Source organism: Indolivaga capnocytophagoides, assembly GCF_036511535.1.
Classification (GTDB): domain Bacteria; phylum Bacteroidota; class Bacteroidia; order Bacteroidales; family Dysgonomonadaceae; genus Dysgonomonas_A; species Dysgonomonas_A capnocytophagoides.
Genome location: NZ_AP028867.1, coordinates 126423 through 139816, shown reverse-complemented (window position 1 = coordinate 139816; position 13394 = coordinate 126423). Strand labels below are relative to the sequence as shown.

The 13394-nt window shown below is 36.0% G+C and carries 18 protein-coding genes; 16 read left to right on the top strand and 2 right to left on the bottom strand.

Features of this window, described 5'->3' with window-relative positions; all coding sequences use genetic code 11:
* The first annotated feature begins 245 nt into the window (after nt 1–245).
* Genes dnaN through AABJ51_RS00725 form a run of 13 tightly spaced genes read left to right on the top strand, consistent with a single transcriptional unit; the run spans nt 246 to nt 8569 of the window.
* Nucleotides 246–1370, top strand: coding sequence for a DNA polymerase III subunit beta (gene dnaN / locus AABJ51_RS00785; protein ID WP_338373990.1), 1125 nt, complete (start codon nt 246–248; stop codon nt 1368–1370).
* Between the two features lie 3 nt (nt 1371–1373).
* A complete protein-coding gene (locus AABJ51_RS00780) occupies nt 1374–1553 on the top strand; it encodes a hypothetical protein (RefSeq protein ID WP_338373989.1) in 180 nt (59 codons plus the stop codon).
* Nucleotides 1534–1881, top strand: coding sequence for a hypothetical protein (locus tag AABJ51_RS00775; RefSeq protein ID WP_338373988.1), 348 nt, complete (start codon nt 1534–1536; stop codon nt 1879–1881). The genes AABJ51_RS00780 and AABJ51_RS00775 overlap by 20 nt, the downstream gene beginning before the upstream one ends.
* Nucleotides 1878–2342, top strand: coding sequence for a hypothetical protein (locus AABJ51_RS00770; RefSeq protein ID WP_338373987.1), 465 nt, complete (start codon nt 1878–1880; stop codon nt 2340–2342). Before AABJ51_RS00775 ends, AABJ51_RS00770 begins: the two co-directional genes overlap by 4 nt.
* On the top strand, nt 2329–2697 hold the full coding sequence (locus AABJ51_RS00765; protein ID WP_338373986.1) for a PcfK-like family protein: 369 nt from the start codon (nt 2329–2331) through the stop codon (nt 2695–2697). Before AABJ51_RS00770 ends, AABJ51_RS00765 begins: the two co-directional genes overlap by 14 nt.
* A complete protein-coding gene (locus AABJ51_RS00760) occupies nt 2694–3368 on the top strand; it encodes a hypothetical protein (RefSeq protein WP_338373985.1) in 675 nt (224 codons plus the stop codon). The genes AABJ51_RS00765 and AABJ51_RS00760 overlap by 4 nt, the downstream gene beginning before the upstream one ends.
* A complete protein-coding gene (locus AABJ51_RS00755; protein ID WP_338373984.1) occupies nt 3365–4693 on the top strand; it encodes a PcfJ domain-containing protein in 1329 nt (442 codons plus the stop codon). Before AABJ51_RS00760 ends, AABJ51_RS00755 begins: the two co-directional genes overlap by 4 nt.
* Nucleotides 4653–4814, top strand: coding sequence for a hypothetical protein (locus tag AABJ51_RS00750; protein ID WP_288210527.1), 162 nt, complete (start codon nt 4653–4655; stop codon nt 4812–4814). Before AABJ51_RS00755 ends, AABJ51_RS00750 begins: the two co-directional genes overlap by 41 nt.
* Before the next feature lie 10 nt (nt 4815–4824).
* Nucleotides 4825–5019, top strand: a complete 195-nt coding sequence (locus AABJ51_RS00745) for a hypothetical protein (RefSeq protein WP_288210526.1) — start codon at nt 4825–4827, stop codon at nt 5017–5019.
* Between the two features lie 2 nt (nt 5020–5021).
* The gene (locus AABJ51_RS00740; protein ID WP_288210525.1) at nt 5022–5798 is read left to right on the top strand and encodes a hypothetical protein; all 777 of its coding nucleotides are present in this window, start codon (nt 5022–5024) and stop codon (nt 5796–5798) included.
* A complete protein-coding gene (locus AABJ51_RS00735; RefSeq protein ID WP_338373983.1) occupies nt 5743–7224 on the top strand; it encodes a replicative DNA helicase in 1482 nt (493 codons plus the stop codon). Before AABJ51_RS00740 ends, AABJ51_RS00735 begins: the two co-directional genes overlap by 56 nt.
* 17 nt (nt 7225–7241) lie before the next feature.
* Nucleotides 7242–7814, top strand: a complete 573-nt coding sequence (locus AABJ51_RS00730) for a hypothetical protein (RefSeq protein ID WP_338373982.1) — start codon at nt 7242–7244, stop codon at nt 7812–7814.
* A gap of 32 nt (nt 7815–7846) precedes the next feature.
* Nucleotides 7847–8569, top strand: coding sequence for a hypothetical protein (locus tag AABJ51_RS00725; protein ID WP_338373981.1), 723 nt, complete (start codon nt 7847–7849; stop codon nt 8567–8569).
* A 106-nt stretch (nt 8570–8675) separates the two neighbouring features.
* Here AABJ51_RS00725 and AABJ51_RS00720 read toward each other — a convergent pair whose 3' ends face one another.
* The gene (locus tag AABJ51_RS00720) at nt 8676–9434 is read right to left on the bottom strand and encodes a hypothetical protein (protein ID WP_338373980.1); all 759 of its coding nucleotides are present in this window, start codon (nt 9432–9434) and stop codon (nt 8676–8678) included.
* A 62-nt stretch (nt 9435–9496) separates the two neighbouring features.
* Here AABJ51_RS00720 and AABJ51_RS00715 point away from each other — a divergent pair, with 62 nt between their 5' ends.
* Genes AABJ51_RS00715 through AABJ51_RS00705 form a run of 3 tightly spaced genes read left to right on the top strand, consistent with a single transcriptional unit; the run spans nt 9497 to nt 12117 of the window.
* Complete coding sequence (locus tag AABJ51_RS00715) at nt 9497–10012, top strand: terminase small subunit (RefSeq protein ID WP_338373979.1); 516 nt, start codon at nt 9497–9499, stop codon at nt 10010–10012.
* On the top strand, nt 10009–11328 hold the full coding sequence (locus AABJ51_RS00710; protein WP_338373978.1) for a PBSX family phage terminase large subunit: 1320 nt from the start codon (nt 10009–10011) through the stop codon (nt 11326–11328). The genes AABJ51_RS00715 and AABJ51_RS00710 overlap by 4 nt, the downstream gene beginning before the upstream one ends.
* Nucleotides 11329–11385: 57 nt before the next feature.
* Entirely contained in the window at nt 11386–12117 is a 732-nt protein-coding gene (locus AABJ51_RS00705) for an NYN domain-containing protein (protein ID WP_338373977.1), read from the top strand.
* Nucleotides 12118–12459: 342 nt separating this feature from the next.
* On the opposite strand, the gene AABJ51_RS00700 is transcribed toward AABJ51_RS00705, so the two are convergent.
* Nucleotides 12460–13332, bottom strand: coding sequence for a hypothetical protein (locus tag AABJ51_RS00700; RefSeq protein WP_338373976.1), 873 nt, complete (start codon nt 13330–13332; stop codon nt 12460–12462).
* Nucleotides 13333–13394 lie beyond the last annotated feature (62 nt).

Below are 13394 nucleotides of genomic sequence, written 5' to 3'. Positions count from 1 at the left end.
TTTTCACTTACAAAATCACTTACAAAACAACCCTGTTTTATCAAGTCTAAATTAATTTATAAAAAATAGTTCTGAATAATTTGGGTATGTAAAATATTATTGAATATATTTGCATCGAATGTTTGAGTCGAATTTTATACGAAAGTATGAGATTTGGCTTTTTTATGTTTATATACCTACCTCGTACTTTTTTCTAAAAACCCCATTAATACTTTGTCTGGTAGCCTTCAAAAACAAAAGGCACTATGACTACAATTCAAATATCGAAAACAGAATTATTAAACCGGTTAGTATCGGTTAGTAAAATTATCTCACCAAAGAATACGCTTCCAATCATGGACAATATTCTTTTGGATATACAAAACGGAGCAATAAACATTTCGGCAGCCGATTATGCCGGCCGTATGAATACATCTATTGAGGGTGTACTTATAGATAACGACATCTCAATATGCGTAGAACCTAAAAAAATAATAGAAGCATTAAAAGCTCTGCCCGAACAACCTCTTACTATCACTTTTAGGGATAACTTCACAATAACCATTAAGTACAAAGGTGGTAAATTCGAAATGGTTGGTGTGTCTCCGGCTGAGTATCCGAAAGAAAAAGATATCAAAGATGCTACAAAATTTGTAATCTCATCTAAGCTATTATTGACCGGACTTGATAAAACTTCTTTCTGCTCTGCCAATGATGAATTAAGACCGATCATGAATGGAGTATATTTCGACATCACGACAGGTCAAATAAACTTCGTTGCTTCCGATGGTCACAAGTTAGCACTACTGGAGCATACAGACTCTTCAATAAGCGAAACAATCAACGTTGTTTTACCTCAAAAGATTGCTAATATCTTAAAGAATAACTTAACACTTACCGATGAGTTAGTCGAAATTTTCATCAAAGACCGTTTTGTCAGAATTGAATATAAATCGGATAGTAGCATCGAAGCAACTTTAATTGAGGGCAGATATCCAAACTATCGATCTGTTATTCCTCAGAACAATGATAAATTTCTTTCCATTGGTAAATCGGATTTGAACGGAGCATTAAAACGTGTTTCTGTTTTTTCTAATCCGGCAAGCAGCTTAGTTAAACTTGAACTTACCAATAATGAGATCTTAGTATCGGCTCAGGATGTTGACTATTCTGTTGCAGCCGATGAAACGGTTCCTTGTGAGTATAATAACGATTCGATGGCTATCGGCTTTAAAGGTCATTTTCTTACAGAGCTGATTTCTGCTATTCCTACCTCTAATCTTCAAATGTCGTTCTCTGATCCAAGCCAGGCCACTCTTATTACTCCTGTTGATGATAAGTCGGAGGATAAACTTACCTATTTATTGATGCCAATGATGCTTAACAATTGATTTATGAAAAAGCTAGGATCATACAAAGGCTTTCAGATTTCTATTGTAGAAATAAAAGAAGGTGATAAAGCATTCAACGGCTATATAGCTGTCAGAACAGGCATGACAATAGAATCGCCTATTGACAGCCCTCTTAATCGAAGAGCATTGAAGCAAGCTATTAATGAAACACTCAGTAAGTAATACCATGACAAAGCCAGATTTAATCAGAAAGATAAAGCTCATTCTCAAATTAGAGAATATCAATAAGACTGAGAATGTCGGAGCCAAGCAAGGACTAGAAAAAGCTCTCGAAATATTGGAATCGAATCAGCGTGATTTATCCGGACTGGATGAACTCGATACTACTCAAGCAAGAGCGATTGCAATGTTTGCGATCGACTTTAATAATATGAAGCCTTGTAGTGCATTTTTTGTAGCCCTCGGTGAATCGATCGAAGGCAAAATACCTGATGAGAAATTCTACAAAAAGTTATGGAAGATTATGGACGAACAAAATAAGAAGTCATGAAAACAAAATTAATCCATATTGATAATCTAACTGGTATTTGTGGCTATTTCAATACTGATTCCCGTATATATAGTGGTTATTGCTGTGAACATGCAGATTGCGGCGATGGTAATTTTGTACAAAAGGTTAATGGTGAATGGGAGTATATCGGCAAGCAAATATACCGAAGAGAAGATTTAATCGCAGTTCGCATGACATCTAGGAATATTAAATGCAATCGTAGATTAGCTAAAAAGTTTATTAAGAAAGCGCGGATGCTCAAGCCTAACGAATATCCAAAATACGGCTTTAAGATACAAGGCGGATGTTTTGCCTTTAGTTGCCCTTTTGCCCATGAAGCTGATGAAGAGGATTTTATTAATCATGGAGAAGGTCCTGATTCTATGAGTCAAGGTGACTGGCTAGTAATAGATGAAGAAACATTACAACAATTAAAAGAAAAAAATCATGGCAACAAATAATTCATTTCAAGATACAATCAAAGCATACTTAGACAAGCGAGCAGAAGAAGATTCTCTCTTTGCCGTAACGTATGCAAAGGAAAACAAGAATATCAAAGACTGCTGTTCCTACATAACCAGTCAGGCAAAGAAACAAGCGAGTAACGGTTGTGCTGCTATATCCGATGATATAGTGTTCGGTTGGGCGGTTCATTATTACGACGAGGACGATATCAAAGTTGAAAAGTCATCAAATACTCGATCTGAGGTAAAAACTTCGGCTTCCCAAACAGAGGTTAAGAAAGAAGCTCCTAAAGCGAAGATCAAGCCTAAGAAGAAAGAAGATGTTAACCAATTAAGCTTGTTTGACCTATGAAAGGAATATGCTTTATAGAGCCGTTGCATGGCAAAACGGTCAAAAAGATAAAGGTTCAGACAAGAAGGATAATCAATCCGCAACCTTTAGATATAGTTTGCTCTACAATTATTGATAATAAACTCTTATTCGAAGCTAGAGACGAAAATGATGCATTAGTATTTCTTAAACCTCGCTACAAAGTCGGTGATGTTCTTTATTTGAAAGAACCATACAAGAAGTGGACTAGAGGATTGAGCGAAGGTAGGCACACATCAATACTCTATAAATATGGAGAGGAGACTCCATGTAGCAAAGTAGGATTAGAAGGTAGCTCTTATTATACTGATTGGAAAAACAAACTCTTTATGCCTGCTTATGCTGCTCGTAATTACATCAAGATCAAAGCTGTAAGAGCCGAAAGATTACAGGATATATCTAATGAAGATTGCATCAAAGAAGGGATTTACCAAACTGGGTGTATCGCAGAAGATTACTTCGAACCAGTATATGAGAATGGTTATAATGCAACCTCTAAAAAGAGTGGAATTCTCTGTATTCAATATGATACTCCAAGAGAAGCCTATGCTGCTCTGATAGATGCCATCAACGGTAAAGATACTTGGGATAACAATCCTTGGGTATGGGTGTATGATTATGAACTGATTGATAGAAAGGAGGTGCAACCATGAAACCTAAAACGAAGCTTCAAAAGCAGATTGTCGAGTTAAGAAAAAAACTTCCTAAAATAACCCAGGAACAAAAAGCATACGCTTATAAATATTGCTTAGACCATGAAGCAACCAGACTAAAGAACGGAACTGTTACCTGCCTTGACTGCGGGCATAAATGGAAAGACACTCATTACCTTGCTACAACGTTGGATTGCTCTTGTCCGAATTGTAATACCAAGTTAAAGGTAAAAGATACCCGAAAACAAAAATTTACAGATTGGGCTTACTATGGAATAGTAACAAGTTTTCAAGGATTTCAAGTTTTCAGATATTGTAAGGTACATGGTATTTACAAAGCCGGAAAACCGGTATATCACAACTTTTATGAAGTAGCTCAAATATGGTTAGGTCCTGATGGGAAATTTGAGATCGTTGGATATATCCATCAAACTGGATGGTATGCAGAAAGCTGGAGCGGGGAGTTTGAACTCAGAAACAGTAAGAATATCTATAATTATAATATTGAACCGTATAAGGTATATCCTAAAAAATCAATTATCCCGGAAGTAAAACGGAACGGATTTAAAAGTAATTGTTATGGATATACAATGTTTGAATTCTGCCATCATCTATTATCTGATAGCAAATTTGAAACTTTATTAAAAGCCGGGCAATACAGTTTAATCAAGAATAGTAAATCCAATATGAAAGATATTGCGAGTTGTTGGCCTGCTATCAAAATATGTATTCGTAACAATTATATCATTAAAGATATTTCATTATGGATAGACTACATTAAGTTCTTAATATATCTCAATAAAGATATTCGCAACTCGAAGTTCGCTTGTCCCTCTGATCTTAAAGCAGCTCATGACTACTGGATGCTACGAAAACAGAAAGAGCAGGAGAAAAGGGATGAAGAGGAACGACGAGAGCAAGCTTTAAAAGATGAAGCCAAATTTAAAAAGCTAAAGGGTAAATTCTTTGGCATTGCTTTCAGCGATGAACTGATATCAATCAATGTTCTTGAGAGTGTATTCGATTATCTTAATGAAGGTACTGTAATGCACCACTGTGTAGGAGGGTATGCTCTAAGAGAGAATTCTTTGGTCTTTTCTGCCAGGATAAATGGACTTAGAATCGAAACAGTAGAAGTATCACTAAAGACTTTTGAAGTAATACAGAGTCGAGGTTTACAGAACCATAATACCGAGTACCACGATCGCATAATCTCTCTTGTCAATAAGAATATGCATTTAATCAAAGAACGTCTTAAACCAAAAAAGAATGGAACTAAAAAAGATGTCAACAGAATACCTCAAGCAGTCGATATGGCGGTGTAACTACCGCCTTGCTTTAGGCGATTACGGCTTAATGCGTACCGAACATCGTGTTCGCGAAGCTATGAGAGACTACCAGACTGAACTGGATAAGAGAAAACAAACCGAGTTAGATTTTAAATAAGATTATAGATATGGCAACAATATTGAAAATAGAGGATTTAAACGATTCCTTAGAATTTGGAGTAGAAGCAGGTTCCCTTACCATTAAAACGTTCAAAGAGGATGAAAATAATAATATCTCTAAAATTTCGGAAGTACAGTTGGATGATAAGGAAGTGAGAGAGTTAATTGATTTTCTGGTGAAAAGAGCTTCTGAATTATCTTAATAATGGCAAAGAAAGAAACTCATACAAGTTACATCGCTATTAGCCGCCGGCTATTTGAGCACCCATACTGGTGCGAGGAGCGGGAATTTTCGCGGTTCGAGGCATGGCTCTATCTGATCAAAGAGGCACGATTTGAGGACACGAAGCTATATGATGGCAATAAAATAGTAGAAGTAAAGAGAGGTCAGGTGTATGGTTCCTATCGGTTTATTGCTAATGCTTTGGGCTGGTCCGTCAAAAGGCTGAGAGGATATTTAGATATGTTAGAAAAAGATGGAATGATAGAGAAAGGCACAGCTAAGGGCACAGGTCAAAGCTTAATAACTATCTGTAATTATGACAGATATAATAAGGATAATTCAGAAAGGGCACAGCTAAGGGCACAAGTGGGGCACAGTAAGGGCACAAAATATAAAGAACTTATAAGTAATGATAATAAAGAAATACTCTCTACCGAGAGTATAAAGAAAGAGCCAGACGGCTCTTCATCTGCTCATACCGATTACGATAAATTCAATGAATGGCTCTCACGCAAGGCTCCATATTGCGCTAATATTAAAAATTTTCCTACTCAGATAAACGAAACAGAGTTCTATAAACTCAAAGAGCAATACTCAGGAAAACAGGTTGCTGATATTATAGAACAGATTGAGAATAGGAAAGATTTACGAAAACGATATTCAAACCTATATCGGACTGTATTAAACTGGTTAAAAAAAGAATATGGCAAAACAGCAAAAGAAATACAACAACCGGCAGGACCAGCCGTCGTCGATTGAGCTTGGTAAAATACAACCGCAGGCTGTAGAACTTGAAGAAGCGGTACTCGGTGCATTACTAACCGAATCAAAAGCTTATCTCGATATAGAGAATATACTTCTTCCGGATGATTTTTATGTAGATGCTAACAAGATCGTTTACAAAGCAATTATACGATTACTGGCAAATCACAAGCCTGCCGATATGCTGACTATTCAGGAGGAACTACTCAAGATGGGAGAACTTGAGACAATCGGAGGGCCTATGTACATAGCTCAGCTTAGCACCAGAGTAGCATCTGCTGCACATATCGTTTATCATGCACAGATAATCAGCCAGAAAGCAAGAGCCCGGAGATTGATCCGCATAGCGACAGAAGTAGCAGAGAAAGCCTACGACGAAACACAGGATGTTGAAGAAACACTCGAAGAGCTTGAAATGTCATTGACCGAACTATCTTCTCATTTGAGCGATTGTCAATCGGTCTCTATGGGTGAAGCTTTAGCCGAAGCGATGGAAACGGCAGCCAAGACACAAGAACTTAGAGAAAAAGGGATACAGACAGCCATACCGACAGGACTTCATACCCTTGATGATATTCTTGCCGGTGGATGGTCAGCACCGGATCTGATCATATTGGGAGCTCGTCCGAGTATGGGTAAAACACAGCATTCTCTTTCGTTTGCAAAAGCGGCAGCCTTAGCAGGAAAAGAGGTTCTGTATATATCTATCGAGATGGGAAAAACACAGCTTGTGAATCGTTATTTGCTTGAGGACGACCGCATCAACAGCCGTCACCTGAAAAGCGGACAAATGAGTACGGAGGAATGGACTGCGTTAGATGAAAAAGCCGGTCAACTCTGGAATATGAAGTTAAATATAGCCGATCATCACAATATCCGCTATATAAACAACATCAAATCAGAAGCTCGTCGTTTGTACCGAAAAGGAAAGCTTCATTTGATGATTATCGATTACTTAGGATTGATCCGTACTAACATGAAATTTCAATCCCGACAAATAGAAATCGGATATATCACCGGAGAGATAAAAAATCTCGCCAAGGAGTTAAATATTCCAATCATCTTACTTTCTCAGCTGAATAGACCTGAAAGGGGAACAGTCAAAGAACCGGAGTTGGAAAATTTAAGAGAATCCGGAGACATAGAGCAAGATGCGGATATTGTCCTTTTCATTCATAAACCGGACTATTATAATCCCGATGTAACGGATAGCAAAGGCGTTCCATGGAAAGGTCGGGGAAAACTGAAGCTATCTAAATACAGAGAAGGAGCTCGTAATCAACCGATCATCTTTCATCATGATAACCGATATAAGAAGATATGGGATAATGATGTCAGTCAAGCTTCAGCTGATGAATACATTCCTCCCGTTATTCCTCCGAATCAGGATTTCTTAAATGAATCAGAAGACACACCCTTTTAAAATTGAAGTAAGTCAAGATGGCAAATCAAATTATAAATAAATATATTTCCGAAAGGTATGATCGATGGCTCGATTATGCCCATTATCACTGCTCCCATGCCAACATGGAGGATGAAGCCATCGACGTATTAAATGAAGTACTCGCCATGCTGATCGAGAAATGTGAGAGTAATGAATCTCATATTCTAAAACTGTACGATAGCAAAAAAGGACAATACCGGGAACTTGATTTCTTTATTCTTCAGATGATAAAACTAAATATACAGTCGCCTACTTCACCCTATCGGCATAAATACAAATCGATACCTGTTGATACCAATGTTGACTTTCAACGATTGGATCTGATTGAAGATGAAGGTATAGAAATTGATTTTACAGGTGAGATATTGCAAAAAATGCAACAAGTGAGAAGTATATTCGAGGATCTGCAATTATCAGAAAAAGCAAAGCGTGTGTTTTCTTGGAAGTTTTTCGAGGGTAACAGTTTCTCTGAATGGGTAGGTCCTGAAGACAAGAAAGACCTGTATGATATTTACAACGGAGTACTGGAATTAATTAAAAACAAGTTAGGTGGAAGAGAGTTGTTTTAGGATAAAATAATTAATTTTGACAAAAATAAATTATGTGGAATAAAATAATTGACAATAAATACTCTATTATCACCTTCTGTTTGCTTATTACAGCAGTACCCTACATTCTAAGCAGACCTGCATTCTGGGATGATTTAATTTTTCAAAATAAAGGACAGATTGGAGATCTTATTGGAGGAACAACAGCTCCATTTATAGGTATCCTAAGTATTATATTACTTTATATAACATTTAAAGAACAACGAAAATTCAATATGATACAGAAGTCGGCGAGTGATTTAACTATTTTATTCGAAATGCAAGACCGAATCATAAAACTATCTTCTGATATAAAATTTCATATGATAACAAATGGACAAGATGCTGAAGAATTGTCTACCGGTTTGGATAGGATTGAGAATATAGATAGGCTCCACTTGGATGGAATTTTATCTTCTGAATATACAATAAGTGAAGATGAATTCAACGTGCTTTATGGCAATGTTATTACAATTGCTAACCTATGTATATTATTCCATAAAATTAAATCCGAATCATCTTTAAATGTAAATATAACTAATTTTTTGGCATCAAATATTTCAATATATTCTACTCTATGTATTACATTCTTTGAATATTGTAAAGACAATAAAGTCCTTATAGTTGGAGAATTCTTGAAACATGAAGCCGATTCAAAAGATGAATATAGCACGAAATTGTTGGCAAATAAAAGCGAACAGATAGATTCCGTTCTTGCAGATTTGAGAAGGATATAGATTATATCAGGTTACTGACTATAAATTTCTTTATTATAATACTAAGCCTAGACATCTAAAAAGATACTCTAGGCTTATATTTTATCTTATGATATTGGAAAGAGGATTAACATCCACCACAAGTCCCTCTTTTTTCTTTGCATTCAATTGGTTCTTCTAAAATAATATCTTTCACAACCTTAACGCTAGTTTTAGCTGAAATTAAATCTATAAGTTCATCTATTTCAGATGACAACAAAACAGGATATTTCCCCTTTCTCTTTTCCTCCAGTTTTATTGATATAGATGGAGGGAGTTCTTGAAAAGGTATTGATACTCTTTCGCCTGTATCATCTAAAGGCAGAAACGAATAATAATTTTCAAAGATATCCTCACTCCACAACTTTGCTTCATATGTATGTGTTGCATTAATATGTTCCCGTCTATCTTTTTTAAACGGATATTTAAAATGTCGCTCCCAAGCTTCAGATTTTCTATTATTTTTTATTGAAAGATATTTTGTTGGAACCTCTTGTGGTTGATTAAAATGTTTTCCCCATAATAAAACACTATCAACAATAAAAACTGTATCCACTGTTAAAATACCATTATCTGCATCTGATCCTTTTATAAAAACTATTTTCGATCCAGGTTGGACATAAACGTCCTTTCTTATATTTCTTCTCAACTGGGTCGCATGACAATACGAATACAACCAAGGATTATTAAATACAAATGGGTCCTCGTTAGAAGCCCCGACTGAATCTACCCAGACAATACCTTTCCAATTAGAAATAACCTCATTTTTGTCATTAATAATTGTGGCTACAACCTTTTTATCATGTCTTTCCGGATGAAAAATAATATAGTTTGCAATTTTATCCATTGTGTTAATTAATTATTATAAAACAAAGTTATAATTATATTTTAGGGTAAAGCATATACTCTATGGCTAAACTCACCGTCAAACAAGAAAACTTCTGCAATTATTACATTGAGACCGGCAATGCTTCTGAAGCATATCGGCGTGCTTACTCTTGTAGTAACATGAAGGACGAGACGGTGAATAGAACAGCCATAGACTTACTGAATAACCCCAAGATTACCGCAAGGGTAAAACAACTTCAGTCAGCTCTCCAAAAACGCTCAGACATCACCAAGGATGAAGCCGTTCAAGAGTTAACAAACATCGTTCGCTTTCGTGTCACCGATGTATTAACAGCCAAAGGAATGTCGGTCAAAGTAAAGAACCTCGCTGATCTACCCAACGAAGTTGTCGGATGTATATCTTCCATCAAGAAAGTAAAAGGCGGTATCGAAGTTCGATTTTTGGATAAGATAGCAGCCATTGATCGGCTTAGTAGGATGCTCGGATGGGATGAAGCAACAACCGTCAAGGTACAAGGATCTGTTCCTATTCAGGAATGGTTAAAGAAATTCGGTAATCAGGATAAAGAAGAATGATACAGGTACAACCAGCCTATAAACCATTGTATGAGAATGAGGATAAGTTTATAATACTTGTAACCGGCGGTCGTGGTAGTGCAAAGTCATTCAATGTATCAACATTCTTAGAAAGGCTTTCCTTTGAGGAAGGTCATAAGATGTTGTTTTGCCGTTATACGATGTCTTCAGCTGAGATCTCTGTTATCCCTGAGTTTAATGAAAAGATAGAGTTAGATAATACAGAAGAACATTTCCGTGTAACCAAAAATGAGATTGTCAATAAATATTCCGGGAGCGAGATACTTTTTCGTGGTATTAAGACGAGCTCAGGGAAGCAAACAGCAAAACTAAAATCTATACAGGGTATAACTACGTTCGTGTGTGATGAGGCCGAAGAGTGGACCGACGAGAAAGACTTTGATAAACTGATATTATCTATCCGCAAACAAGGCATTCAGCTACGTGCTATCATTGTAATGAACCCACCCGATGTCAATCACTTCATTTATCAACGATATATAAAAGATACGCATAAGGTTATTAATATCGACGGGGTAGACGTTCAGATAAGTACGCATCCCAATGTCCTGCATATCCATACAACCTATCTTGATAACCTTCCCAACCTGAATGATGTGTTCATGCGAGAAGTCGAAGAAATTAAGCGAAAGTCAATTCAGCAAGCAACTAAATCTGACGGATCATTTGATAAGCATAAATTTAATAACTCGAAATATGCCCATGTTGTTATCGGTCGGTACTCAGAGATTGCCGAAGGAGTTATATTCACATCCTATGAGATTGTTCCGGAGATTCCCGAATGGGTTACAAAAAGAGGTCTTGGTATGGACTTTGGTTTTACGCACGATCCGACAGCAATTATTGATTGTGCCCTATATGACGAAGATCTGTATCTGGATGAACTTTGCTATAAAACTCATATGTCAACAGGTGAAATAATTAAGGAGTTGAAAAGGCATACGGATAAAGGTAGAGTTATAAGCGAGAGTGCAGATCCTCGTCTTGTAGATGAGATTCGTAATGCCGGTATAAGAATAAAGCCTGTCAATAAAGGTAAGAGAGATAACGATGGGTCAATTAAAGCCGGTATTAATAAGATGCTTGAATTAAATATCAAGATCACCAAACGATCGTACAACCTACTCGAAGAATTCCGCAACTACACATGGGATAAGGACAAAGACGAGAATTTCATCAGTGAGCCTATCGATGCTTGGAATCACGGTATCGATGCTTCTCGCTATTGGGTATTGGAAGAAGTCCTCGGAAAAAGAGATGGTAACGAAGATGTGTCGGGGATATTTAGTTGGTAAAAGTAAAATAGTTATTTAGATATTTTTTACCTTTATGCAAACTCTAAATTTAATCTTATGCCGGAAAATATAATTAAAATAGCAATCCTAGTAGATGGAGACAATGCACAGCCCAAACTCTTCAAATCAATTGTAGATGAAGTTTCTAAGTATGGAAAAGTAACAGTTCGACGAATTTATGGCGATTGGACTGATAATAAAATGAATGGATGGAAACAAATAATAAATGATACATCATTTACTCCGATGCAGAAATTTGAATATACTACAGGTAAGAATTCTACAGATGGGGCTCTTATAATTGATGCAATGGATATACTACACAGTAAGACTGTTGATGGTTTTTGTATCGTCTCCAGTGATAGTGATTATACAGGTTTAGCTAAAAGAATAAGAGAGGAAGGATTATTCGTTATGGGGGTAGGAGAAAAGAAAACACCCACGGCATTTGTCCAATCATGTGAGATATTTACTTTTTGTGAAAATATCATTTCTCCAACGGAAAAAATAGCTAAAGTCGAAGCTACTAAATCAAAAGTCGAAGAAGGGAAATTACCTGAAAAAGTCATGACCCTAATAAATAAGGCGTATGATATGGCTATAGGTGATAATGAAGAGACATTTGTTTCTAAAATGGGAGGAATGTTAAGAAGTCTTGACCCCAGTTTCGATCCTAGAGATTATGCATGTCCTAATTTATCTACATTACTCAAAAGAGCTAAAGGATATCAGGTAATAGACAATTTTAAAGATAGCTTTAATCATCAGTTATTTAAACGAATAAATTAATGACACGTTATATTCTTCCAAATCCGAGCAATTCTGTTCGGATTTTTTATTTCGGTTTATATATTATAACAAATGAGTATTTGGCGGATGGGTTAGACGCTATCAATCGTGCGATAATGTGAATAGGGGGAGCGATTAACCTGAATGTGCCGACATTGTATCGGATAAGGAAGAGTTCACAAAGCAGGTTCAAGTCCTGCAATACTCACAAAACCAATTTGAGAAAGGGGCATGAAAGTAAGAGCGTTCAGGTTGCAAACTAGAAACTTTTATTTCTACGAAGTACAAGCAGATAGTGCCCCGAGATGAATAGAAAAGGCAACCGTTATGGTTGCCTTTTGTCTATTTTAAATTATATACTATTAAACCAATTCTATCCCTGTCAATGTAGAAATCTTCTCTATCTTGGACATAAAACATAAAAGGATTTGTATTCTTATTTAATCCAGTCTTTGCATACTCCTCTATATCTTTAGGTATAATAAGTCCTAACTCATCGTTTAACTTTACTTCAATAAATTCTTCATTCTGTATAGAATATGATTTACTTTCTTTTTTATGTTCCAAATAAAATGAGTGGATATCTGAGTAATAACTCTTAGTTAACTTTCTTAATAAATCTTCATCGTTTTTATTATTTGCTTGCACTGGATCATGATATTTACACTTCACACGACTATATAATCCATAAGATACAGATGCAACGGTAAAATCAACTGGAATAGGTCCTTCTTGTGACTGTAATTTGTGTTTATGCATATCGTCATCACTAACGTTAATTTTTTTATAGCCTTTTGCTTCAAGGGCAAACCTTTCAATATTCGCAAATGCCAGCAAATCGGGTCTAGATCCACTTAAAGAATAGCCGCTCACTCTCATAGCTGCTTCATAATTTACCGTATATAAACTATTATCTATTTTTTTTGATAAAAAATCAGCAATTGCTTTACCTACAATATTCGAAAAATGGGCTTTTTCAGTGGGTTCACATATATCTATGCTAGGGGTCGAGAATTTATTATTACTGAAGGTTTCTTTATCTAAATAATCTTTAAATGTTAAGTAGATACCTGTAGCTTTCTCCATTCTTCTAAAAAAAGAAACAGAATAATAACCCGAAAATGCAGCATGTTTAAGAAATGCTGTCAACGGCATATTAAAATTTAGATTATGAATCACACCTTCTCGATCTTTGTACTCTATCTCCAAATTCATAGTAGTTAAATTTATTATTCACAAATATAATTTAAAACACTTCCCCTCTCTTATATTTTAAG